Here is a 25602-nt window from a genome sequence, read left to right on the forward strand (position 1 = left end):
TGCCGCGTTCTAGCTACACCCTGAATTATTTCAAATATGGCTAGAACTAACGGAGGAGAAACATAATCTCCCCCTAAAATTTTTTATTTTTTCTTCACTGGACGTTGCCAGTTTTTGATATGAACTTGCTTAACACGACTCACAACGAGTTCGCCTTCATTCACATCACGGGTTACCGTTGTACCAGCACCAATAGTTACACCATTAGCAATGGAAACAGGAGCAACTAATTGCGTATCTGAACCAACAAATACATCATCACCAATCACTGTTTTGTGTTTATTAGCGCCATCGTAGTTACAGGTAATCGTACCTGCACCAATATTCACGTTATCGCCAATTTGTGCATCACCGAGATAGCTTAAATGACCCGCTTTAGAACCTAAGCCTAACGAGGCATTCTTCATTTCAACAAAGTTGCCTACATGTGCTTTTGCTGCCAATTTAGCACCTGGACGTAAACGAGCAAAAGGACCAACAGTACATTCCGCCGATAATTCAGAGTTTTCTATCACCGAGTAAGGGCTAATTACTGAGTTATCGCCAATCACACAATCTTTAAGAATACAGCCTGACTGGATATGTACGTTATTGCCTAAAGTGACATGGCCTTCGATGATAACGTTAGTATCAATGATAATATCGCGCCCATGCGTTAAGGTACCGCGAATATCAAAACGTTCAGGGTCAATTAACATCACACCCGCAAGTAATAGCTTTTCTGCTTGTTCTTTTTGATAAATACGTTCAAGAGCAGCAAGTTGCAAACGGTTATTAACACCTTCCATTTCACTGAGGCGACTAGGGTGAACGGTTTCGATTTTGTTACCTTCTTTATGCGCTAAAGCAATAATGTCAGTGATGTAATATTCACCTTGGGCATTATTATTATCAAGCTGCGCTAACCAACGTTTAAAATCTTTACCACTTGCAACCATGATCCCAGTATTGATTTCTTGGATCTGACGTTGTTCTTCAGTTGCATCTTTTTGTTCAACAATACCAACAACTTCACCATTTTCACGAATGATGCGGCCATAGCCTGTTGGGTTATCTAAAATAACCGTTAATAAGCCAATACCACCTTCCGGCTTAGCATCAACAAGGCGTTTTAAGGTATCTTGAGCAATCAGAGGAACATCACCATAAAGCATGATGATATCTTCATCATCTTGGAAGTTTGGTGCTGCTTGTTGCATTGCATGGCCCGTACCTAATTGCTCAGCCTGCAATACCCAATTAAGGTTTTGCTCACCCAATTTTTCTTTCAGTAAATCACCACCATGACCATAAACAAGGTGGATGTCTGATGCCCCAACAGATTTAGCGGTATCAATAACATGCTGAACCATTGATTTTCCTGCCAATAAATGCAGGACTTTAGGCAATTCTGAATACATTCGAGTGCCTTTACCAGCAGCTAGAATGACGACACTTTTTCTTTGCACAGTCATAATTTCCTGAAACTCCAACTTTGGGATGAAAGTAAACCTATTTCCTACATAAAATACTACATATTTCGCACAAATAAAAAAGCCAGTCAGGGATTAACCGACTGGCTTTTCTTTATACTGCCGTCATTACATCAGCTTTTTAGTTAACTCGATCACTCGAAGTTTCGCTATTGCTTTCGCAAGCTCTGCCGATGCTTGAGCATAATCAACATCACCGTGAGCTTTACGGACATGTTCTTCCGCTTTGCGTTTAGATTCCAGCGCACGGGCTTCATCTAAATCTTTACCACGGATAGCTGTATCAGCCAGTACGATAACACCATTTGGTTGAACTTCTAAAATACCGCCGGAGAGATAAATTAGTTCTTCTTCACCAAACTGCTTAGTAATACGTACCATGCCCGGTTTTATGGCAGTCAGCAGAGGGGTGTGCTGTGGGTAAATACCCAGTTCACCTTCACTGCCTGTCACCTGAACTTTTTGTACCAGACCGTCAAACATCTGTTTTTCAGCACTGACAACTTTCAGGTGGTATGTCATTGCAGCTACCATATCAACCTCCCGTCAGCCAGATTAAAGCTTTTTCGCTTTTTCCACAGCTTCTTCAATGGTACCAACCATGTAGAACGCCTGTTCTGGCAGGTGGTCGTAATCGCCGTTCAGAATACCGCTGAAGCCACGAATAGTGTCTTTCAGGGAAACGAACTTACCTGGTGAACCAGTAAAGACTTCAGCAACGAAGAATGGTTGAGACAGGAAGCGCTGGATCTTACGAGCACGAGCAACAACCAGTTTGTCTTCTTCAGACAATTCATCCATACCTAGGATTGCAATGATGTCTTTCAGCTCTTGGTAACGCTGAAGGATAGACTGAACGCCACGTGCAACATCATAGTGCTCTTGACCAACGATGAGTGGATCAAGCTGACGGCTAGTAGAATCCAGAGGGTCAACCGCAGGGTAAATACCCAGAGATGCGATTTGACGGCTCAGAACCACTGTTGCGTCCAAGTGAGCAAAGGTTGTTGCTGGTGATGGGTCAGTCAAGTCATCCGCAGGTACGTAAACAGCCTGTACAGAGGTGATAGAACCAGTCTTAGTCGAAGTGATACGTTCTTGAAGAACACCCATCTCTTCTGCTAGCGTTGGCTGATAACCTACTGCTGATGGCATACGACCTAATAGAGCGGATACTTCTGTACCTGCCAGTGTATAACGATAGATGTTATCCACGAACAACAGAACATCACGGCCTTCATCACGGAATTTCTCAGCCATAGTCAGACCAGTCAACGCTACGCGAAGACGGTTTCCTGGTGGCTCATTCATTTGTCCGTAAACCAGTGATACTTTGTCAAGAACGTTAGAATCGGTCATTTCATGATAGAAGTCGTTACCTTCACGGGTACGCTCACCAACACCTGCGAATACTGAGTAACCTGAGTGCTCAATCGCGATGTTACGGATAAGTTCCATCATGTTTACTGTTTTACCAACACCCGCACCACCGAACAGACCAACTTTACCACCTTTAGCGAATGGACAAATCAAGTCCATTACTTTGATACCAGTTTCAAGTAGTTCTGTAGAGCTTGAAAGCTCTTCGTAGCTTGGTGCAGCGCGGTGGATAGACCAACGCTCTTCTTCGCCGATATCACCTTTCATATCAATAGGGTCGCCCAGAACGTTCATGATACGTCCTAGCGTTGCTTTACCTACTGGTACTTCAATTGGGTGATCTAAGTTTGTTACTTGTAAACCACGGCTCAGACCATCGGATGTCCCCATTGCGATACAACGGACAACACCACCGCCTAATTGTTGCTGAACTTCCAGCACCAATTTTTCTTTACCGTTCATAACCTCAAGAGCGTCGTACACTTTTGGTACTGCATCTTGAGGGAATTCGACGTCCACAACGGCGCCGATTACCTGGATAATCTTTCCAGTAGCCATCTTGAATCCTCTACGTAATTCGTAAACCTAGCTGTTAAACCGCGGATGCACCCGAAACGATTTCGGTAAGCTCCTGAGTAATGCTGGCCTGACGAGCTTTGTTGTAAACCAACTGCAACTCTTTGATCAGGTTTCCACCATTATCAGTAGCAGCTTTCATTGCTACCATTCGTGCGGCCTGCTCACTAGCCAGGTTTTCAACGACGCCCTGATAAACCTGCGACTCGATATAACGACGCAGCAGGGTATCCAGCAACGCCTTAGGATCGGGTTCGTATATATAATCCCAAGATTTCTTCTTCAATGTCTCATCATTACTTGCAGGTAATGGCAGTAATTGAAGAATAGTCGGCTCTTGAGACATTGTATTGATGAACTTGTTAGTCACCACATACAGTTTATCCAAACGCCCTTCATCATAGGCTTGTAGCATAGAGTTAACTGGGCCGATCAAATCAGACAGTGTAGGGTTATCACCCATCCCTGTAACCTGAGTGACAACATTGCCACCAACAGATCCAAAGAATGACACTGCTTTAGAACCGATCAAAGCCAAATCAACTTGAACGTTTTTTTCAGACCATGTTTTCATGTCTGCTAATAGTTTTTTGAACAAGTTAATGTTCAAGCCACCACACAAACCACGGTCTGTAGAAACAACCAGATACCCGACACGCTTAACTTCACGCTCTTCGAGATATGGATGTTTATATTCCAGATTACCTAATGCTAAGTGACCAATTACACTGCGCATGGTCTCTGCATAAGGACGGCTGGCCGCCATGCGTTCCTGCGATTTACGCATTTTGGACGCAGCGACCATTTCCATCGCTTTAGTGATCTTCTGCGTGTTTTGCACGCTGGCGATCTTGGAACGTATCTCTTTTGCGCCGGCCATTTCTGCTTCTCCTTATTTAACCAGACGGCCCATAAAAATTCATGGGCCGAATAGTATTACCAGGACTGGGTTGCTTTAAATGATTCGAGCAGTTGTTTCAACTTAGCTTCGATATCATCGTTATAGTTACCCGCCGGGCCGATTTGTTTCATAAGGTCAGCATGCTCGCGCAGTGCATAAGAAACTAATGCAGCTTCAAACGCACCAATTTTCGCTAGTTCAACATCATCCAAGAATCCACGTTCTGCCGCAAACAGAGACAATGCTTGTTCTGCTACTGACATAGGTGCATATTGTTTCTGTTTCAGCAATTCAGTTACTTTTTGACCGTGGCTCAACTGCTTACGCGTTGCATCATCAAGGTCTGAAGCAAACTGAGCAAATGCTGCCAGTTCACGATATTGAGCAAGTGCAGTACGGATACCACCAGACAATTTCTTGATAATTTTAGTCTGAGCAGCACCACCAACACGAGATACTGAAATACCCGGGTTAACCGCTGGACGAATACCAGAGTTAAACAGGTTAGATTCCAGGAAGATCTGACCATCTGTAATTGAAATTACGTTAGTCGGAACGAATGCAGAAACGTCACCGCCTTGAGTTTCAATGATAGGCAATGCTGTCAATGAACCAGTCTGGCCTTTAACTTCACCTTTAGTGAATGCTTCAACGTATTCAGCGTTAACACGAGCAGCACGCTCAAGTAAACGGGAATGCAGATAGAAAACATCACCTGGGTATGCTTCACGTCCAGGTGGACGACGTAGCAACAGTGAAATTTGACGGTATGCAACGGCTTGTTTAGACAGATCATCATAAACAATCAGAGCATCTTCACCGCGGTCACGGAAATATTCACCCATTGCGCAGCCTGCATAGGCTGACAGGTATTGCAGTGCTGCTGATTCAGATGCAGTAGCAACAACAACAATGGTATTTGCCAGTGCGCCGTGTTCTTCAAGCTTACGAACTACGTTAGCAACAGTTGATGCTTTTTGACCAATAGCGACGTAAACACATTTGATACCAGAATCGCGTTGGTTGATGATTGCATCGATAGCCAAAGCAGTTTTACCTGTTTGACGGTCACCGATAACAAGCTCACGCTGTCCACGACCGATTGGGATCATTGCATCGACTGATTTATAACCAGTTTGTACCGGCTGATCAACGGATTGACGCTCGATAACACCTGGAGCGATAACTTCAATTGGAGAGAAGCCATCGTTTTCGACAGGGCCTTTACCATCAATTGGTTGACCTAGTGTATTCACAACACGTCCAAGCAGGCCACGGCCAACTGGAACTTCAAGAATACGACCAGTACATTTAACCTTCATGCCTTCCGCTAGGTCAGCATAAGGGCCCATAACTACAGCACCAACGGAGTCGCGCTCCAAGTTCAGTGCAATTGCGTAACGGTTGCCAGGCAGCGCGATCATTTCACCCTGCATAACTTCGGCTAAGCCGTGAATACGAATGATACCGTCATTGACGGATACAATCGTACCTTCATTGTGAGCTTCACTCACAACATCGAACTGAGCAATACGCTGTTTGATCAGTTCGCTGATTTCGGTGGAATTCAGTTGCATATGCTCCAGTCCCCTTAAGACTGCAAGACGTCTGTTAGACGATCTAAGCGACCGCGGATACTCCCATCAATGACGAGATCTCCCGCACGAATAATCACTCCAGAGATAACAGACTTATCAATTTTGCAATTCAGCTTAACTTTGCGTGACAGACGTTTTTCCATCGCTGCAGAAATTTTGGCTAACTGCTGTTCATTCAATTCGCTGGCAGAAATAACATCAACTTCAATCGTTGATTCCAGAGCGTCACGCAGTTGAATAAACTGAGCCAGCACTTCTGGTAGCGTACTTAGACGCCCATTTTCAGCCATAATTCGAATCAGATTTTGAACATGCTCGTCAATTTCATCTCCACAAACAGAGATAAACGTTTTAGCTAATCTTTCTGATGCAATAGAACCAGAAAGTAACTCACCAACCTGTTCATTGCGCGTCACCTCAGAGGTGAAGGCCAGCATATTCTGCCACTTTTCAACAGACTGGTTTTCCACAGCAAAGTCAAAAGCTGCTTTGGCGTAGGGGCGAGCTACAGTAGCGATTTCAGACATGCCCCTCCCTCCTTACAGTTCAGCGACTAGTTTATCAACGATGTCGCTGTTAGCAGCTTCATCCACGGAACGTTCGATGATCTTCTCGGCACCTGCGACAGCAAGCATCGCAACCTGTTTACGTAGCTCTTCACGTGCACGTTTACGCTCAGCATCAATTTCTGCTTGAGCTTGTGCGACGATTTTTGCACGCTCTGTTTCGGCTTCTGCTTTGGCTTCTTCAATCATCTGGTTGCGTTGTTTATTCGCTTGCTCGATGATGACTTGAGCTTCTGCTTTCGCTTTTTTCAGTCGGTCGGTTGCGTCGGTTTGCGCCAGTTCCAGGTTCTTTTTAGCACGTTCTGCGGAAGATAAACCATCAGCAATTTCTTTTTGACGTTTTTCTATGGCCGCCATAATCGGTGGCCATACATACTTCATACAGAACCAAACAAACAGGACAAACGCGATAGCCTGGCCGAGGATTGTTGCATTTAGATTCACAGACAATACCTCTTGTTAATTAATGAGTTAATGTTCTTAGTGTTCTGTAACAAAAGTTAGGCAACAGCGAACATTACATACAAGCCCAGACCAACAGCAATCATCGGAATAGCATCAACAAGACCCATAACGATAAAGAACTGAGTACGCAGCAGAGGAATTAAATCCGGCTGACGAGCAGCACCTTCTAAAAATTTACCACCTAGGATGCCGATACCGATCGCAGCACCGATCGCCGCTAAGCCCATCATAATAGCAGCAGCCATGTACAGCAGATCCATATTCAGGTTTTCCATGACAGTCTCCAGTTTGTTTCAGTTAAGACAATATTAATAGTGAAATTAATGTTCTTCAGATGCCATCGATAGATAGACAACAGTCAGAACCATAAATATAAAGGCTTGTAGCGTAATAATCAGTATGTGGAAGATAGCCCAAGGTAGGCTTAGCAACCACTGTGACCACCACGGTAGCAGACCAGCGATAAGAATAAAGATCAATTCACCTGCATACATGTTACCAAACAGTCGCAGACCGAGTGATACAGGTTTTGACAGCAGGCTTACCCCTTCAAGAATTAAGTTGATAGGAATAAAGACTGGATGATTAAAAGGTTGAAGAGTCAACTCTTTCGTAAATCCACCAATTCCTTTCATCTTAATGCTGTAGAAGAGGATCAGGATAAACACACCAATCGCCATCGATAAAGTGACACTAACATCTGCGGTTGGTACTGCACGTAATGCAGGTAACCCGAGATAATGCTCAGCAATATACGGAAGGAAATCGATAGGGAGTAAATCCATAAGGTTCATTAAAAATACCCAGACGAACACGGTTAAAGCCAGAGGGGCAATAACTTTGCTCTTACCGTGATACATATCACGGACTGAGTTATCAACGAAACCAATGATCAGTTCTATTGCAGTCTGTAACTTACCGGGTACGCCACTAGTCGCATTGACAGCAACTTTTCTAAATAGCCACAGGAACAATGCCCCGAGAACTACCGAGAAAAAAAGCGAGTCAATGTTCAACGTCCAGAACGTTGGACTAGCGTGGGGATCGACCAACTTAAAGGTACTTAGATCCAACTGAAGGTTTCTCAGGTGGTGACCTATGTACTCATTTGTAGTCATCACTTCTCCTGATGCAGACATGATGCCTCTTACCCTTTTGTAGTTTAAAAATACTTACCGTTTAAAAACGGCTGGTGCAACAATCTGAACAATTAGCACCGCTAAATAGGTCAAACCCAGTGGTGTTAATGACGCTTTAAACACACCGAAAGCAACAACTAACACAGTTATGGTTGTCACAACCTTTAACCCTGCTCCTAATGCAAAGAACCAGGCAATGCGGACAGGTTCATCCTCTTCTTTTGCTTTCTGGAAGTGGGTTAGCAGCATAAATACGATATTTGGTAACCAGCATGCTAAACCACCCGCAAGAGCAGAGGCCCCCCATTCTATACTATTTGCACAGAAAGCCCCACTGAGGATAACAAAAGTTATTAGCTGAAGAGACAACAGCTTTACCGCGTGCTTGTTGTCATAAAGGGATACAGACATAACTTTTTGTACTCCCAGCTGTTCTCAGCCTCAGAAACGCTAAGTGTTGTATAAAACTGCCTTTGCTTAAATGTGTCAAGAGACAAAAACGAGCAAATTATACGGGCAGGCGAAATGAATTCAATCAGTAAGTAGCGAAAAGGTGAATAAATATTTAATTTTTTCGAGATAGCGCAGAAATGTCGCAATAATAATTAATAAATAGTTAATGACTCGACATGCACAAACATTTTTTTGTGACTAATATCACAATAATTATTCCGTTCTTTATTTGCAGCTCTTCGCTTTGCTATACACAAAAAAAATATTTGAGCAGTAAATCAAATAATTAAAAGCGATAATTTTTAATCAAAAAAAAGATTTAATAAATCAAATATTTCATTATTAATCATTAGAAGCACAGTTGTGTTTTATCCTAAATATCCATTTAGAGATATTTTTTAGTTCCAAATGTTTATTTTTGATAGTTATTCGTTATTACCGTGTAAATATCACGTAAAATCCGAATTGATAAAATAGAGCTGAAAATAAAAATAGCAGTAACATTGTAAATGCGACTGCTAAAGCTCTAAAAGATAAAATTTTATTGATACAAAGCAACTTTATTTTAAGGATAAAATGACTAAATGACGCTGCTCATCAAGTTCAGGTACTTTCAATTCAGTGACAGAGTCAACTAAGAAACCATCAGGTAACTCCGCTAACTCTTCTTCACGTACCACACCTTTCAAGGCGTAGAATTTTCCTGAAGAGCTAGGGAGATGGTGGCACCAATTCAACATGTCACTCAAAGAAGCAAATGCACGGCTGATCACACCATCAAAACCGATATCGGGTTGGTATTCTTCAACACGTGATTGAATCGGTTCTATGTTAGTTAGCCCTAGTTCATGTTGCACTTGCTTCAGAAAGCGAATTCGTTTACCTAAGCTATCTAATAAAACAAAATGTGAATCAGGGCGCACAATAGCAAGTGGGACTCCAGGTAACCCAGGCCCTGTACCAACATCAATAAATGATGTTCCCTTGAGCTGACCGTTCACCACTATGCTATCCATAATATGGCGGATCAACATTTGTTGAGGGTCACGAACTGATGTCAAATTATAAGCTTTGTTCCACTTATCTAATAGTTCAACATATCCGACAAGTTGTTGTAATTGCTTCTCTGTCAGTTCAATACTAGCTTGTTTTGCTAAACGAGTTAGTTGTACTAATAAACTCATCGTTAAGCGCTCCTACGCAACATACCTTGTTTTTTCAACCAGACAAGCAAAATAGAAATAGCCGCTGGTGTGATCCCTGAAATTCGAGATGCTTGGCCAATCGATGTTGGTTTATGATCATTCAATTTAGCCATAACTTCATTCGATAAACCTTTCACTTGCTTATAATCAAGGTCAACAGGCAGTAACGTATTTTCATTGCGTAATTGACGCTCGATCTCTTCTTGCTGACGAGCGATATAACCTTCATATTTGACTTGGATTTCTACTTGATCGGCAGCTTGAGGATCGGTAATACCAGGAGCAAAACGACTGAGCGATATTAGTGTTTGGTAATCCATCTCAGGGCGACGCAATAAATCTTCCCCATTTGCTTCCTTAGACAAAGGAACTGACAATATTTGGTCAATTTCATCATGCCCTTCTGCTTTAGGGTGAACCCAAATATCTTTTAAGCGTTGGCGTTCTTTTTCAATCAACTCAACTTTATGATTAAAATGAGCCCAGCGAACATCATCAACCAGTCCTAGTTCACGACCTTTTTCTGTTAAGCGGAGATCGGCATTGTCTTCACGTAGCATTAAACGATATTCTGCACGGGAGGTGAACATACGGTAAGGTTCTTTTGTACCTAAAGTACAAAGATCATCGACTAATACCCCCATGTAGGCTTGATCGCGACGTGGGAACCAACCTTCTAAATCAAATGCATATTGAGCAGCATTTAAACCTGCTAATAAACCTTGAGCACCTGCTTCTTCGTACCCTGTAGTACCGTTAATTTGACCAGCAAAGAATAGTCCATTGATAAATTTGCTTTCTAGCGTTTGTTTTAGATCTCTAGGGTCAAAGAAATCATACTCGATCGCATAACCTGGACGAACGATCCGAGCATTCTCCATTCCTTTCATGGAGTGAACAATTTGCATTTGTACATCAAATGGTAAGCTGGTGGATATACCATTTGGATATATTTCATTACTGGTTAACCCTTCAGGCTCTAAGAAGATCTGATGAGTGTCACGATCAGCAAAACGCATGACTTTATCTTCGATCGAAGGGCAATAACGTGGGCCGATCCCTTCAATGATCCCCGCATACATTGGGCTGCGATCTAAGTTATTTCTGATCACATCATGTGTTTTTTCATTAGTATGCGTGATATAGCATGGCATTTGCTGTGGATGTTGATCTTGAGATCCCAAAAAAGAAAACACTGGCATTGGGTCATCACCCAGTTGCTGACCTAATTGACTAAAATCGATAGTACGTGCATCAATACGTGGTGGTGTTCCTGTTTTTAAACGATTAACTCGTAACGGTAATTCTCTTAAACGTTGAGACAGAGAAATCGAAGGTGGATCACCAGCTCGGCCACCACTGTAATTTTCTAAACCAATATGGATTTTACCGTCAAGGAAAGTCCCTACGGTTAATACCACTGCTTTAGCTTTAAATTTCAAACCCATACGGGTTATAGCACCTGTGACTACATTGTTCTCAACAATTAAGTCTTCAACTGGTTGTTGAAAAATCATTAAGTTAGGCTGATTTTCTAAAGCTGTTCTAACTGCTTGGCGATAAAGAACACGGTCTGCTTGTGCTCGAGTTGCACGAACAGCAGGCCCTTTACTGGCATTGAGGGTTCTAAATTGGATCCCTGCTTTATCAGTGGCGATTGCCATTAAGCCGCCAAGTGCATCAATTTCTTTTACCAGATGCCCCTTACCGATCCCACCGATGGCTGGGTTGCAAGACATCTGGCCCAATGTATCAATATTGTGAGTCAGTAATAGGGTTTGACGCCCCATACGTGCAGCTGCCATTGCTGCTTCTGTGCCGGCATGACCACCACCAATTACGATGACGTCAAATTGCTCTGGATAAAACATGTGTGAACCTTAACGTTAGAAAAATGCTGAGTGTCGCATTTGAGGAGAGGAATTCTACTCAAGTTTTAAGGATAGACCAAGCCCAGTTGATCCGTGCCTTATAATATAAAGATCTTTTTATTTAAAGATCTCTTTATTAGATCTTTTATTAGGATCATCGATATCTGTGGATAACTGAATATTCACTTTAAAGATCATCAAAGTGTAAAGGATCATATACTGTGAATGATCCGTGATCCTTTTGCGTATAAGCTGGGATCAAAAAGGGTACTTATGCACAGGCAACGGATGTCCTAAAACTTATACTATGGATAACTACGGGTTAATACCGTGATCTTACCAGAGTTATCCACAGTCGATCGATGCTATTTTAAGCAAATCAGAGTTCGTTTGCCCAAATTTTAACCCATTCCCCTGCTGGATCCTCGGGGATTTCATGCTGCTGTACATCAATTTCAAGTGTTTCTCCGATCTTTTTAGCACCATGATCTTGTAATAAAGCATTCAATTTATGGATCGCACCACAGAAGGTGTCGTATTCCGAACTGCCAATACCAACAGATCCAAATTGAACATTGCTAAGATCAGGTGATTGAGCTTCTATTTCTTCAGCGAAAGACTGAATACTTTCAGGGAGATCACCTGCACCATGAGTAGAGCTCACCACCAGCCATAAGCCTTCATTAGGTAGTGAATCTAAATCAGGACCATGTTGCACATCGGTTTCATAGCCAAGTTCTTCTAAGATCTCTGCCATATGCTCTGCAACATATTCAGCACTACCCATTGTGCTGCCACTTATTAGGGTTACTTTTGTCATGGTGATTCCCAATAGCAATATTAAGGCGCTATTGTACGCTGTGAATGAGCTGGGATCTACCTGTGGATAATGTGGTTATATAAATTTTTTTTTAAGGGCTAATCGTTCTCATGATCGGGTTCTGTAGCGAGATTAGCGTTTCTGTGGATTGAATTTCATCAATCGTTTGAATTTTGTTGATAAGTACATCTTGAAGGGAATCGATCGATCGACACATTACTTTGATAAAAATACTGTATTGGCCTGTTGTGTAATACACCTCAACCACTTCTTCTAAAGCATCCAATTTTTTGAGCGCTGTGTGATAGTCTTTGGCACTTTTTAAAATAATGCCAATAAAACAGCAGACATCAAAGCCGAGTTGTTTCGGGCTGATATCAATGCGAGTTCCGGTAATGATCCCTGCTTGCTTCATTTTTTCAACACGAACGTGAATTGTTCCTGGGCTAACAGAGAATTTTTTCGCTAATTCGGCGTAAGCGGTTCGTGCATTTTTCATTAACTCGTGAAGTATGTCACGATCGAGATTATCGATTTGATAATTTTCAGGCATTATTAACCCTCTATTTTAACGATTTGTTATTTTTATACCTATTTTTTTAAATAAAATAAACGATAAAGTGTTTTTTTAATGATGCATATTGAATTTATACCCCATTTTGTTGCTTAATCTACACATCGGCTAACACAGCTAACAAATTATGGGTGAACACAATGGACAAATCATTTATCGAACAACAACAGCAAATCAGCTTTGTTAAATCTTATTTCTCACGTTTGCTTGAAAAAGAGCTTGGCTTAATTGAAGTTCAAGGACCTATCCTGAGTCGTTTAGGTGATGGTACTCAGGACAACTTATCAGGTCATGAAAAAGCCGTTCAAGTGAAAGTGAAATCAATTCCTGATGCAACCTTTGAAGTGGTTCACTCTTTGGCTAAATGGAAACGTAAAACATTAGGTCGTTTCGATTTTAAACAAGGCCAAGGACTGTATACACATATGAAAGCGTTACGTCCGGACGAAGATCGCTTAACACCAATCCATTCCGTCTATGTCGATCAATGGGATTGGGAAAAAGTGATGGCAGATGAGGAGCGTACACTTCTTTATCTGAAGCAGACAGTGGGTAAAATCTATCAGGCAATAAAACAAACAGAAGCCGCTATTAGTACTGAATTTGGACTGGCACCGTTCCTGCCAGAACAAATTCACTTTATCCACAGTGAAGAGCTGTTACAACGTTACCCTGATTTAGATGCGAAAGGCCGTGAGCGTGCGATTGCTAAAGAATTAGGGGCTGTTTTCCTGATCGGTATCGGCGGTAAACTTTCTAGTGGCGAAGCACATGATGTACGTGCTCCTGATTACGATGACTGGACTACTGAAAACGAAGAAGGCTTTAAAGGCTTGAACGGCGATATCATTGTGTGGAACCCTGTTTTACAAGATGCATTTGAAATTTCTTCAATGGGGATCCGTGTTAGCCCTGAATGCTTGACTCGCCAGTTAGGGTTAACAGGTGATGAGAAACGTATGGAGCTAGATTGGCACCAAGCATTGGTTCAAGGCAAAATGCCTCAAACTATCGGCGGTGGAATTGGCCAATCACGTTTAGTGATGCTTCTCCTACAACGTCAGCACATTGGTCAGGTTCAGTGTGGTGTTTGGTCACCTGAGATGCGTGAATCAGTTGCAGGTATGCTTTAATCTCTAGCGACTGAAACGGCGCAGTAATCTACTTTTTAACCCGGTATCGAAGCGCCAGATATGATCAAATATTTTCATGATACCGGGCTTCCCATAATTTGAGACTGATACCGCATGGAAGCGGTATTTTCCTACCTTTTGTAGCGATTTTATTTTCTGAACTAACTCATCTGGTAAACGTTGAGAAACAAAATCAGAAATTACCACTGCATCAGCATCTGCCCACGAAGGGGACTCTAATCTTTTCACTGTTTCTTGAAGGCAAGCCGCTAAATCAGTACCTCCACGAAATGTTTTATGTAAAAAGCGCATACATTGCTCTAATCCATCCACTGAGAGTAGATCATAGTGAACAATTTCAGTGGAAAATAACATAACGTGGCAAGAACGATTATCCGCTAGCGCAATCTTCATCAAAGCAAGGCAAAATGCTTTTGCACAACGTTCATTCAATCCTCCCATTGACCCTGATGTATCTATACAAACAATAAAAGGGCCTCTTGGTTGCTCTTCATCTTGATGATGAGTGACAGGGCGTAGCACATGCCTTTCTTGCCAACTCTCTCCTTGTAAACGATAAGTAAGGAGTTGTTTTTCCAGTAACTTACGATAGAACTCCAATTCGATTTCTTCTATCCCTAGCATTGCTAGCTCAGTGGGTAACAATCGCAAGATATCGTCACTTTGTCCTATACCATCAACTTGCTCAGGAACAGTTTCTGGGACTTTTTCCATAATAGTGACCGGTTCCAAAAGGACGCTATCTTCAGGTAATGAGCGGGCGGATTGGCTTCGACCGAGTAATTGTGCAATTTTTTCTAATTCAGGCTGCTGGCGTAAAAACTCACTATAACGATTTAATAATTTATCGTTATAAGCAGAAGTGGTATTGAGTCCTTTACTTAAATCCCATAATCGCCCTGCGGCTCTTTCGTTTTCGCCTAAAATCTCTTCTAAGTTGCCGCTTAAAGCCAACCGGCGTTGCAATTCAGCCAATAATTGCTCTTTTTCTTGCTCTAATAATTCTTTATGTAAGGTGGTGACTTGTAAAATTAAGCTAATTCGCCAACGCTGAATAAATAAGCTTTGTCTAGCGCTACGATTATCTATTTTTCCTGAACTTAATTTGCTTGCCTCTGCATAAAAAGGCGAATCAATTTTCTCTAACTTTTCAATTAGCGAGGGCAATTGTTCAAAAAATAATGTCGTTGGTTGACCCAAGGATTGTTGGTAAAGCTGAAATTCTTCGGTTAATTGAGCAGGAACTAACGCATCTTGTAACTTTTGTTTGAGATCCTTTTTCCATTCAGACAAATCTTTTAACAATGCTTTTTTTAATCTCGGATGTTTTTCAAAGAAAACGGCTAATTGAGGTGTAGCGAGAAGAGATATAATAATCTCTTCTATTAGTTGGCTTTCATTTACTGAGAGCAATAAGTCTAGCGTGGCTAAACTAAGCATTATTGTCCGCCACTTTGCCAGTTATTTGATTACGTAACTGTGACAGCTTTTCTGAAAGTTTAATAAAGCTTCCTTCTATACCTGCTAGCCAATAGGATTCTATAAACAGATTAGGTTGCTGTTTTTCAAATTGATATCGTGCTGACTGGATATCTTGTTGGATTTTATCAAGCTTTTCTAACCAAACAGTGTTGTCAGTTTTATCTACACGGGTTGCTGACTGCTGTAAATAGAGCGTTGAGGTTTGATGGCTAACATCAAGTAATTGTATTTGATTCAAATTATTAATTTCAGCAGCAATTTCTTGTGCAAAGCCAATCCCATTTAGGTGAGCTGAGAGTGTTGTTCCTTTAGTTAAAAATTGGGTTAACAGCTTTTTGTCAGTGGTAATAAAGGTCACTTTCATATCATGCAGCTGTAATGGTTTGTGTAAAAACAGTGTTAAGCGACCTTCTTGAATATCTTCAGGTAATGTATAGGTTGGACGTCGAGCAAACATAGGTGTGCTTTTATTGACTTTAAAAGCATTCTGGTTGTTTTGATCTTGAGTTGATGATGTCCATTCTTGATAGAGCATCTCCATTTCACGTGATAATTTTCTTTGCTGCCATCCATCCTCTTCCAGAATTGATTTTAGTAATTGAGGTAATGCATTCATTGATTGCATGTCATGCCATAAACAATCTTTTAGCAGGATAATATCGAGAGGTGAAATGGTATTCCTGCCATTAAAAAAGGCACTGGCTTGTAGCAAATAAATCGCTTTTTTCCAACGTCGGTCGGAAACATAGAGTTGTTTATCGGTTGCGTCTAATTGTTGACGTAGCTGATAAATCAACTCAAAACAGTGATCGGGCAGCGTAATTTGGGGGATCTGTTGCTGCCATTCATAATATTCATCATCGCTGATTTTTAAATGTTCAGGTACTAACGAATCATCTGGTAATGATTTACTGGTTAATAGCGCACGAAAATTTTGTTTTTCTTGGACTTTATCCAGCCAAATACGTATTAACATTCTATCGAATAGAGCTTCTAAGCTATTATCTGCGTCGGGTAATTCATTAGAAGCGGTGACGAGTAATCGCATCGGGATATTACTTTCACCATCGCCATTACGAAATTTGCGCTCATTTATTGCTGTCAGTAAGGTATTTAATATAGCAGGGCCTGCTTTCCAAATTTCATCTAGAAATACGACTTCAGCATCAGGTAAATAACCTTTTGTTAGGCGTTGATAGCGACCTTCATCTTTTAAGGCTTGAATAGAGAGAGGACCAAAGATCTCTTCCGGTGTGGAAAATCGGGTCATTAAATATTCAAATGCATTAGCATGACGGAATGCATACTTCATGCGGCGTGCAATTAAGCTTTTAGCGATACCTGGGGGCCCTAAAAGAAAAACGCTTTCTCCACTTAACGTTGCAAGTAGGCATAAACGGATCGCATGTTGGCGTTCATATAAGCCACTTTCAAGATAGTTGCTAAGTTGGGCAATTCGTTCCGCTAGCTGCATGTTTTTTCCTTGATGCTTTTAATTATTACTTAGGCAATATATTCCCTAGGTTAGCGATCTTAAGACAAATAGTGCAACGTATTTTGTCATTTTTCTTTGATTGCTAATATGTTCGTTATATTTCAAATCACAGCATTGCTGGCTTCATTTACTCGTTCTAGTTGCATATTTATCTATATTTCAAGCAACTCACGTATTGAATGCTTAGCTGTACTTCTAATTATCAATATTATATTTAATCACAAAAACGATTCAGCCTTAATTAATTCAATACATTCATTTTTTTAGTACTTTTTTTTGTCAACGAAACGTTTCGATAGCGATCACAAATCTTGCGTAATAAGATTGAGTTGTTCAATTTTTTATCTATGATTAAGTTTAGCGAAACGTTTCGCTAACAAGGAAATGGCGGGAACAATGAAGAAAGGTATATTGCTTAATTCTAATATTACGTCAGTGATTGCTAAGTTAGGCCATACAGACCATATCACTATTGCTGATGCTGGGCTGCCTATCCCTCAGCAAGTTGAGCGAATAGATCTAGCAGTCACCCATGGTTTACCTGATTTTATGTCTGTATTGAATGTGGTAACGCAGGAAATGCAGATAGAAAAAGTGATTTTGGCAGGGGAAATTACGACCATTAATCCTCAGATGGAACAGGCAATATTGACACATTTAAAAGCGTTAGAGCTAACTCAAGGAAAAGCTATAGAGGTGGAATATTGTAGCCATGAAAGCTTTAAACAGCTAACACGCGACAGTAAAGCCGTTATTAGAACAGGGGAATGTTCACCTTTTGCCAATGTAATTCTCTGTTCTGGTGTGACTTTCTGAGGTGTATATGCAACCTTTATTAGAACTTATCGGTATTGATAAATCTTTTCCGGGTGTAAAAGCGCTAAATGGAGCCGCTCTTAAAGTTTATCCCGGGAAAGTGATGGCTCTTGTTGGGGAAAATGGTGCGGGTAAATCCACCATGATGAAAGTATTAACAGGGATCTACAGTAAAGATGCCGGCGCTATCCGTTATTTAGGCAAAGAAGTAGTCTTCCATGGCCCTAAGAATTCACAAGAAGCTGGTATTGGTATCATCCATCAAGAACTGAATCTAATTCCTGAACTCACCATTGCTGAAAATATTTTTCTCGGCCGTGAATTTGTGAATAGATTTGGCAAAATTGATTGGAAAACGATGTTTAGTGAGTCCGATAAGCTCCTAAAACGCCTTAATCTTGATTATGACAGCCACCAGCTGATCGCTGAACTCTCTATTGGTGAGCAGCAAATGGTTGAGATAGCGAAAGTATTAAGCTTTGAATCCCAAGTTATTATTATGGATGAGCCAACGGATGCATTAACGGATACTGAAACCGCTTCATTATTCCGTGTTATTGAAGAACTTAAAACACAAGGTCGTGGCATTGTTTATATCTCTCATCGTTTAAAAGAGATCTTTGAAATTTGTGATGATGTGACGGTTTTCAGGGATGGGCAATTCATTGGTGAGAAATCAGTGAATGAATTAGAAGAAGAAACATTAATTGAAATGATGGTTGGTCGTAAATTAGAAGACCAATATCCACGCATTGATATTCCTGTTGGTGAAGTGCGTTTACAAGTTGAAAATTTATCAGGCGTAGGTGTAGAACATGCCAATTTCTCTCTACGTAGTGGTGAGATTTTAGGCGTTTCAGGACTTATGGGGGCTGGGCGCACTGAACTAATGAAGATTATCTATGGTGCCTCACCCAAAAAATCAGGTGATATACGCCTAGAAGGTAAAACGCTTTCCTTAAAAACCCCTCAAGACGGATTAAATAACGGCATTGTTTATATCTCTGAAGATCGTAAACGTGATGGTCTAGTGCTTGGTATGTCAGTAAAAGAAAATATGTCTTTAACTGCATTACGTTATTTTAGCCGTGCTGGTGGAAATCTTAATCATAAAGAAGAACAGCAAACTGTCGGTGATTTTATCCGTTTATTTAATATTAAAACACCATCTATGGATCAAATCATCGGCAACTTATCAGGTGGTAATCAGCAAAAAGTGGCTATTGCTAGAGGTTTGATGACCAGACCTAAAGTGTTGATTTTAGATGAGCCAACACGTGGCGTGGATGTTGGCGCAAAAAAAGAAATCTATCAGTTAATTAACCAGTTTAAGAAAGAAGGTCTGAGTATCATTTTAGTCTCTTCTGAAATGCCAGAAGTGATAGGAATGAGTGACCGCATTCTTGTTATGCACGAAGGGCATATCAGTGGTGAATTTTCAGCGAAACAAGCGACACAAGAAGTTCTCATGGCAGCGGCTGTTGGGAAAAGTTACGGATCAGCTCAGGAGTTATCAGCATGACATCGAATAACACAACATCAAAACGCTGGTTCAGCAAAGAATGGTTAATGGAGCAAAAATCGCTTATTGCTTTATTAGTGTTAATTGCCGTTGTTTCATCACTTAGCCCCAATTTTTTTACCCTTAATAACCTGTTTAATATCCTACAGCAGACTTCAGTCAATGCGATCATGGCAGTTGGTATGACATTGGTTATTTTGACTTCAGGGATCGACTTATCGGTTGGATCATTGCTGGCACTAACAGGTGCTGTTGCTGCTTCAATGGTTGGAGCGGATGTTAATGCTTTTGTTGCTGTCGCTGGTGCACTTGCGCTTGGTGCTGCAATTGGAGCATGTACAGGGGTGATCGTTGCAAAAGGTAAGGTACAAGCTTTCATTGCCACTTTGGTGATGATGTTATTACTGCGTGGTGTTACTCGGGTTTATACGGATGGTAGCCCAATCAATACAGGATTTAGTGATAATGCCGATTTATTTGGTTGGTTTGGTATTGGCCGTCCATTAGGTATTCCAACGCCAATTTGGCTGATGATCATTGTCTTTGCCGCAGCATGGTATTTATTACACCACACTCGTTTAGGTCGTTATATTTATGCCCTAGGTGGTAATGAATCAGCTACTCGCTTATCCGGTATCAATGTTGACCGTATTAAAATTATTGTTTACTCCCTTTGTGGCCTATTAGCAGCATTAGCGAGTGTAATTGAAGTCGCTCGTCTCTCTTCTGCGCAGCCGATGGCTGGAAATGGCTATGAGCTCGATGCAATTGCAGCGGTTGTGCTTGGGGGCACAAGTCTTGCTGGTGGTAAAGGCCGCATTGTGGGAACTTTAATTGGTGCGCTGATCTTAGGTTTCTTAAACAATGGCCTAAACTTATTAGGCATATCATCCAACTATCAAATGATTGTAAAAGCCGTCGTAATTCTGCTTGCCGTACTCGTTGATAACAAAAAATAATACCCTACAGGAATCTGATTATGAAAATGAAAAAGTTAGCAACCTTATTATCAGTAATGGCATTAACCGCAACTGTTAGTGTTAATGCAATGGCAAAAGAGAGTATTGCGTTAGTGATTTCAACGCTGAATAACCCATTCTTTGTAACTATGAAAGACAGCGCCCAAAAAGAAGCTGATAAACTTGGTTATGAATTGATTGTACTGGATTCACAGGATAATCCAGCGAAGGAGTTAGCTAACGTTCAGGATTTAACCGTTCGTGGCACTAAACTGATGTTGATTAACCCAACGGATTCAGATGCGGTTGGTAATGCCATTATTATGGCAAATAAAGCAAAAATCCCTGTGATCACACTTGATCGTGCTGCGAATAAAGGGGAAGTGGTTAGCCATGTCGCATCTGATAACCGCATGGGCGGTAAAATGGCTGCTGACTTTATTGCACAAAAAACCGGTAATGATGCCAAAGTTATTCAACTAGAAGGTATTACAGGTACCTCAGCAGCACGTGAACGTGGTGAAGGCTTCAATACAGGGGCTAAAGAACATAAATTCAATGTGCTAGCAAGCCAACCAGCTGATTTTGATAGAACAAAAGGCTTGAACGTGATGCAAAACCTACTGACAGCGCATCCTGCTGTGCAGGCTGTTTTTGCTCAAAATGATGAAATGGCTTTAGGGGCATTAAGAGCGTTACAAACCGCGGGTCGTGATGATGTATTAGTGGTTGGTTTTGATGGTACCAATGATGGTATTAAAGCAGTTGAAGGCGGTAAATTAGGGGCCACTATTGCACAACGTCCTGATCAAATCGGTATTGTAGGGGTGCAAATTGCCGATAAGATCCTAAAAGGTGAAAAAGTAGAGCCAACCGTTCCTGTTGAATTGGAATTGGTTGTAAAAAAATAAAACTTAAAAAACCGCCGTTGTAATTAACGGCGGTTTGCTCTGCTGATTGAATTAAAAAAGAATACAAGGAACTTGATGTTATGGGCACTGCTAAACTTGTTGTTTTAGGTAGTATCAATGCTGATCATATTTTGAATATTGAGCAATTCCCCCAACCCGGTGAAACTGTTAGGGGAAATCATTACCAAGTTGCATTTGGTGGTAAAGGTGCTAATCAGGCTGTTGCTGCTGGTCGAAGTGGTGCGGATATAACATTTATTGCTTGTGTTGGTGACGACAGCATTGGGCAAAATATTAAAAAACAACTGGAAACAGATAGCATACATATTGAATGTATTGATGCTGTTAAAAATGAAACGACAGGTGTTGCGCTAATATTTGTTAATCAGCAAGGTGAAAATGTTATTGGTATCCATGCAGGTGCAAATGCACATTTAACAACTGAACGGGTTAATCATTACCAACAAAAAATCATTGATGCTGATGCCGTCCTTATGCAATTAGAATCGCCAATTGAGGCAGTACAGCTAGCCGCTGAGATTGCACAAAAAAATAATACTAAAGTAATATTAAATCCTGCTCCTGCTCAAGCGCTTCCTGATTCATTGCTTTCACTTGTTGATATTATTACGCCAAATGAAACGGAAGCAGAGCATTTAACAGGTATTGCTGTTAATGATGATCATGGTGCTCAAGCTGCGGCTCAAGCCTTGCATGATAAAGGTATTAGTAAAGTGATAATCACATTAGGCGCTAGAGGTGTGTGGTTTAGTGAAAAAGGTAAATTAGGCAAAATTATTGCTGGATTTAAAGTCAAAGCCGTCGATACTATTGCAGCTGGAGATACCTTTAATGGGGCTTATGTGACGGCATTGCTTGAGGGAAAAAATGACACACAAGCAGTTCGTTTTGCCCATGCAGCTGCCGCTATTGCGGTAACTCGCGCAGGTGCTCAGCCTTCTGTGCCATGGCGCAATGAAATTGATACCTTTTTAACTCAACAGGAATAGCTTGTGGCAACAATGAAAGATGTTGCGCGCCTTGCAGGTGTATCAACATCCACAGTTTCTCATGTCATCAATCAAAATCGTTATGTTAGCGAAAGCGTGACATTGCGGGTAAAAAATGCAATCGAGCAGCTAAATTATGCGCCGTCAGCGCTTGCCCGCAGCTTAAAAATGAATCGCACTAATACGATTGGGATGCTACTGACAACAAGTAATAATCCCTTCTATGCCGAAGTGGTACGTGGTGTAGAACGCAGTTGCTATGAATTAGGTTATAGCTTGATCTTGTGTAACACAGAAGGCGATCTTCAACGGATGAATCACAGCTTAGAAACCTTATTACAAAAGCGGGTTGATGGCTTATTGATCATGTGTACAGAGGCTCAAGGACCATCAAAAGAAGTCCTTTCACGCTATCCATCAGTACCTACCGTGATGATGGATTGGTCACCTTTCGAATCTGGTGGTGATATTATTCAAGATAACTCCTTTCTTGGTGGCGAAATGGCTACGCGTTATTTGATTGAAGCGGGTTTCACTCAAATAGCTTGTATCGCTGGCCCACAAGATAAATCACCTGCTCAAGCACGTTTTCAAGGGTTTCTAGCCGCGATGAAACAAGCTTCGCTATCTATCCCTGATGAATATATTATTTTTAGTGACTTCGAGTTTGCTGGTGGTTTTGAGTCAATGAATAAGCTGTTAGAGCTTGCTAACCCACCAAAAGCGATTTTTGCGGGTAATGACGCAATGGCAGTGGGAGCCTATCAGGCGGTATTTCGCCAAGGGTTAAAAGTCCCTGATGATATTTCAATTATTGGCTATGATGATATCGATTTATCACCGTATATGATCCCGCCATTAACGACAATCCATCAACCGAAAGATGAACTTGGTAAATTAGCCGTTAATCAGCTTATTTTTAGGATGGATAACCCTGAAGCTTCTGCAAATGTTTTAGTATTGACGCCCAAATTGATTGAGCGCCAATCGGTTAAATATCGTTAGCTTTTATCGGCTGCTTGTTTAGCCTTACTTTTTATTAGATTTTGCCCATCATTTTTCTTTAACAATAAAAAGACAAATGCAGAAAGTAAGGTAATAACACCAATAGTGATAAAGGTGTAATGGAAATTATCAACCGTATTCCCACCGGGTTTTCCTTCATAAAAACTCAATATTGCCGCACTGACTGCGATACCGAAACTGATTGATAACTGTTGAGTAACGGCTAACATACTATTACCTGCACTGGCGTTATTATCAGTTAAATCAGCTAAACAGATAGTATTCATGGCCGTAAATTGAGTCGACATCACCATACCAAGCACAAACAAAGGTAGCACCAATAAATAAATGGACATACTCGGTGATTGCAAGGAAAACTGAGCTATCATAAAACCGATAATCACAGTTACAGTAAATAACGTATTACGATAGCCAAATTTAGTGAGTATGCCTGTGACCGAAGACTTCGCAATAATCGAACCAATCGCCATTGGTGCCATCATCATACCGGCAATAACAGCTTCGTAGCCAAAACCAACCTGTAACATGAGTGGCATTAGAAAAGGAATACTGCCTGTTCCTAAGCGAGTAGCTATATTGCCACTGATACCTATACTAAAAGTGCGCGTTTTAAATAAATTTAATGGAATGATGGCATGCTTAATGCGTCTTGCATGGAAAATATATAGGAACAAACAAAAAAAGCCGCCAAGAACAAGGGATGTAGGGACATAGTTAGGAAGTGAAGCATCACTAAATAAATCTAAGCTCACCGATAGCATGACTAAACCAAAGCCGAATAAGATAAATCCAAGGACATCAAATTTACGTTTTGGCATTTTAAAATCAGGCATGGATTTTAACGCGTACAAAATTCCTAATACACCTATTGGTATATTGATAATAAAAATCCAATGCCATGTTGCATAGGTTACCAATATTCCACCTAATAGAGGGCCGAGTATTGGGCCAACTAAGCCTGGAATGGTGACAAAATTTAAAATGGGTAATAATTCACTTCGCGGATAGGCACGGATCAACGCTAAACGTGCAACAGGCATCATCATTGCACCACCAATACCCTGAATAACTCGCGATGTGACTAAGAATGTGAGTGATGGTGATAATGCACATAAAAGAGAGCCGAATGAAAACAAGGAAACGGCAATAATAAAAATACGGCGTGTACCAAATCGATCTGCAAACCAGCCACTTACTGGTATTAACAGTGCTACAGTTAACGTATAACTCACTATGGCTGACTGCATAGCGAGTGGCGAGTGATGAAGACTCTTGGCGATATCAGGTAGAGCCGTATTCAAAATGGTTGCATCAAGGGCTTGCATGAAAAATGCCATTGCCGCAATCCATGGAAGACCTGACATGCTTTTGGCTGTTTTTAACATCGGTAACCTATTAAATAGAAAGTTAAAGCAAACATGGAAGTTATCGTGTTAGGTTTGTTTCCCTGTAATGGTTAATAACTTATAGCAAAGATCGAACGCTTTGGCGCTATTACATTTTATTATGGCATTGGCCAGCTGTTTATGGATATCAACTTCAATCACATCATTCTCCGTTATCGCATCAAAGTAAAATTGATAAACCGAACGGAACAAATTCGCAAAAGAAAGTAAAAATGGATTTGCGCAAGCTTCATAAATGGCGAGATGAAAACGGTGATCAACATCAATCCAATGCTGTCTATCAAATTGTTTTGCGAGTAATTGCATTTCATTTGCTAATAATTTCAGCGATTGCTTTTGTTCATCGGTAGCATTTTGAGCAGCAAGATAACAGGCTTGAGGCTCTATCGCGAGGCGTACAATATGGAAATGCTTAATAACAACAGATTGCTCGCCACTATTAATCCACCATTTAAGCAGATCTTGATCCAAAAAGTTCCAATGTGAAGAAGGCATCACTCGTGTTCCAATGCGTGGACGAGCTAATAACATGCCTTTAGCCGCTAAAATTTTAACGGCTTCTCTTATTGCTGTCCGGCTAGCTTGAAACTTATCAGCGAGTTCTACTTCATTAGGAAGTATTGAACTAGGTGAATAAGTGCCTTTGAGTATCAATTGACCAAGCTGTTCTGCAATAACATAAGAAAGGTTTTTTTGCGAAGCAGTTTGCTGCTCACTAAATTCCATAATTAATCCCAATACGTAACTCTAAGCGATTATATTACGTGAGTAGGCGAGCAATTGCTGCTGAAATAATCAATT

General features: G+C 41.0%; 25 protein-coding genes. 7 read left to right on the forward strand and 18 right to left on the reverse strand.

Going from position 1 to position 25602, the window contains the following annotated elements; translation table 11 throughout:
• Positions 1–83: 83 nt before the first annotated feature.
• From glmU to asnC, 14 genes are all read right to left on the reverse strand, one after another.
• Positions 84–1454, reverse strand: coding sequence for a bifunctional UDP-N-acetylglucosamine diphosphorylase/glucosamine-1-phosphate N-acetyltransferase GlmU (gene glmU, locus JI723_RS00175; RefSeq protein WP_272580852.1), 1371 nt, complete (start codon positions 1452–1454; stop codon positions 84–86).
• 126 nt (positions 1455–1580) lie between these two features.
• Positions 1581–2006, reverse strand: coding sequence for a F0F1 ATP synthase subunit epsilon (locus JI723_RS00180; protein WP_070929812.1), 426 nt, complete (start codon positions 2004–2006; stop codon positions 1581–1583).
• A gap of 21 nt (positions 2007–2027) precedes the next feature.
• Positions 2028–3410, reverse strand: coding sequence for a F0F1 ATP synthase subunit beta (atpD, locus tag JI723_RS00185; protein ID WP_070929811.1), 1383 nt, complete (start codon positions 3408–3410; stop codon positions 2028–2030).
• 34 nt (positions 3411–3444) lie between these two features.
• Complete coding sequence (gene atpG / locus JI723_RS00190; RefSeq protein WP_272580853.1) at positions 3445–4308, reverse strand: F0F1 ATP synthase subunit gamma; 864 nt, start codon at positions 4306–4308, stop codon at positions 3445–3447.
• A gap of 56 nt (positions 4309–4364) precedes the next feature.
• On the reverse strand, positions 4365–5906 hold the full coding sequence (gene atpA / locus JI723_RS00195; protein ID WP_070929810.1) for a F0F1 ATP synthase subunit alpha: 1542 nt from the start codon (positions 5904–5906) through the stop codon (positions 4365–4367).
• A 14-nt stretch (positions 5907–5920) separates the two neighbouring features.
• Positions 5921–6454, reverse strand: coding sequence for a F0F1 ATP synthase subunit delta (atpH, locus tag JI723_RS00200; protein WP_070929809.1), 534 nt, complete (start codon positions 6452–6454; stop codon positions 5921–5923).
• A gap of 12 nt (positions 6455–6466) precedes the next feature.
• Positions 6467–6937: a F0F1 ATP synthase subunit B gene (atpF, locus tag JI723_RS00205; protein WP_070929808.1), complete on the reverse strand. Its 471-nt coding sequence runs from the start codon at positions 6935–6937 to the stop codon at positions 6467–6469.
• 56 nt (positions 6938–6993) lie between these two features.
• Positions 6994–7233: a F0F1 ATP synthase subunit C gene (gene atpE / locus JI723_RS00210; protein ID WP_004393045.1), complete on the reverse strand. Its 240-nt coding sequence runs from the start codon at positions 7231–7233 to the stop codon at positions 6994–6996.
• 45 nt (positions 7234–7278) lie between these two features.
• A complete protein-coding gene (atpB, locus tag JI723_RS00215) occupies positions 7279–8097 on the reverse strand; it encodes a F0F1 ATP synthase subunit A (protein ID WP_070929807.1) in 819 nt (272 codons plus the stop codon).
• Between the two features lie 33 nt (positions 8098–8130).
• A complete protein-coding gene (gene atpI / locus JI723_RS00220) occupies positions 8131–8508 on the reverse strand; it encodes a F0F1 ATP synthase subunit I (RefSeq protein WP_070929806.1) in 378 nt (125 codons plus the stop codon).
• A 602-nt stretch (positions 8509–9110) separates the two neighbouring features.
• A complete protein-coding gene (gene rsmG, locus JI723_RS00225) occupies positions 9111–9734 on the reverse strand; it encodes a 16S rRNA (guanine(527)-N(7))-methyltransferase RsmG (RefSeq protein ID WP_140179967.1) in 624 nt (207 codons plus the stop codon).
• Positions 9735–9736: 2 nt separating this feature from the next.
• Positions 9737–11626: a tRNA uridine-5-carboxymethylaminomethyl(34) synthesis enzyme MnmG gene (gene mnmG, locus JI723_RS00230; protein ID WP_070929804.1), complete on the reverse strand. Its 1890-nt coding sequence runs from the start codon at positions 11624–11626 to the stop codon at positions 9737–9739.
• A 379-nt stretch (positions 11627–12005) separates the two neighbouring features.
• Positions 12006–12446, reverse strand: a complete 441-nt coding sequence (mioC, locus tag JI723_RS00235; RefSeq protein ID WP_272580854.1) for an FMN-binding protein MioC — start codon at positions 12444–12446, stop codon at positions 12006–12008.
• A 91-nt stretch (positions 12447–12537) separates the two neighbouring features.
• Entirely contained in the window at positions 12538–12999 is a 462-nt protein-coding gene (gene asnC / locus JI723_RS00240; RefSeq protein ID WP_070929802.1) for a transcriptional regulator AsnC, read from the reverse strand.
• 161 nt (positions 13000–13160) lie between these two features.
• On the opposite strand from asnC, the gene asnA reads away from it, so the two are divergent.
• Positions 13161–14153 (forward strand): aspartate--ammonia ligase, encoded by a 993-nt coding sequence (gene asnA / locus JI723_RS00245; protein ID WP_272580855.1) that lies wholly within the window; start codon positions 13161–13163, stop codon positions 14151–14153.
• A gap of 3 nt (positions 14154–14156) precedes the next feature.
• Here asnA and viaA read toward each other — a convergent pair whose 3' ends face one another.
• Both viaA and ravA read right to left on the reverse strand, forming a co-directional pair.
• On the reverse strand, positions 14157–15614 hold the full coding sequence (viaA, locus tag JI723_RS00250) for an ATPase RavA stimulator ViaA (protein ID WP_272580856.1): 1458 nt from the start codon (positions 15612–15614) through the stop codon (positions 14157–14159).
• Complete coding sequence (ravA, locus tag JI723_RS00255) at positions 15607–17130, reverse strand: ATPase RavA (protein ID WP_140179975.1); 1524 nt, start codon at positions 17128–17130, stop codon at positions 15607–15609. Before ravA ends, viaA begins: the two co-directional genes overlap by 8 nt.
• A gap of 417 nt (positions 17131–17547) precedes the next feature.
• Between ravA and rbsD the strand changes: the two genes are divergently transcribed.
• The 6 genes from rbsD (at position 17548) to rbsR (ending at position 23374) form a co-directional block, all read left to right on the forward strand.
• Positions 17548–17967: a D-ribose pyranase gene (rbsD, locus tag JI723_RS00260; protein ID WP_070929799.1), complete on the forward strand. Its 420-nt coding sequence runs from the start codon at positions 17548–17550 to the stop codon at positions 17965–17967.
• 7 nt (positions 17968–17974) lie between these two features.
• Positions 17975–19489, forward strand: a complete 1515-nt coding sequence (gene rbsA, locus JI723_RS00265; RefSeq protein WP_140187334.1) for a ribose ABC transporter ATP-binding protein RbsA — start codon at positions 17975–17977, stop codon at positions 19487–19489.
• Positions 19486–20448 carry a ribose ABC transporter permease gene (gene rbsC / locus JI723_RS00270; RefSeq protein ID WP_070929798.1) on the forward strand — a complete coding sequence of 321 codons (963 nt, stop codon included), beginning with the start codon at positions 19486–19488 and terminating at the stop codon, positions 20446–20448. The genes rbsA and rbsC overlap by 4 nt, the downstream gene beginning before the upstream one ends.
• Before the next feature lie 20 nt (positions 20449–20468).
• Positions 20469–21359, forward strand: a complete 891-nt coding sequence (gene rbsB / locus JI723_RS00275) for a ribose ABC transporter substrate-binding protein RbsB (protein ID WP_140179979.1) — start codon at positions 20469–20471, stop codon at positions 21357–21359.
• A gap of 80 nt (positions 21360–21439) precedes the next feature.
• Positions 21440–22369, forward strand: coding sequence for a ribokinase (rbsK, locus tag JI723_RS00280; RefSeq protein WP_140187342.1), 930 nt, complete (start codon positions 21440–21442; stop codon positions 22367–22369).
• Between the two features lie 3 nt (positions 22370–22372).
• A complete protein-coding gene (rbsR, locus tag JI723_RS00285) occupies positions 22373–23374 on the forward strand; it encodes a ribose operon transcriptional repressor RbsR (protein WP_175442587.1) in 1002 nt (333 codons plus the stop codon).
• Here rbsR and mdtD read toward each other — a convergent pair.
• Positions 23371–24780 carry a multidrug transporter subunit MdtD gene (gene mdtD, locus JI723_RS00290; RefSeq protein WP_140179984.1) on the reverse strand — a complete coding sequence of 470 codons (1410 nt, stop codon included), beginning with the start codon at positions 24778–24780 and terminating at the stop codon, positions 23371–23373. The two genes, rbsR and mdtD, sit on opposite strands and share 4 nt — an antisense overlap.
• 48 nt (positions 24781–24828) lie before the next feature.
• Positions 24829–25527 carry a FadR/GntR family transcriptional regulator gene (locus JI723_RS00295; RefSeq protein ID WP_070929795.1) on the reverse strand — a complete coding sequence of 233 codons (699 nt, stop codon included), beginning with the start codon at positions 25525–25527 and terminating at the stop codon, positions 24829–24831.
• Positions 25528–25602: the final 75 nt, after the last annotated feature.

This window comes from Providencia manganoxydans (assembly GCF_016618195.1).
Taxonomy (GTDB): domain Bacteria; phylum Pseudomonadota; class Gammaproteobacteria; order Enterobacterales; family Enterobacteriaceae; genus Providencia; species Providencia manganoxydans.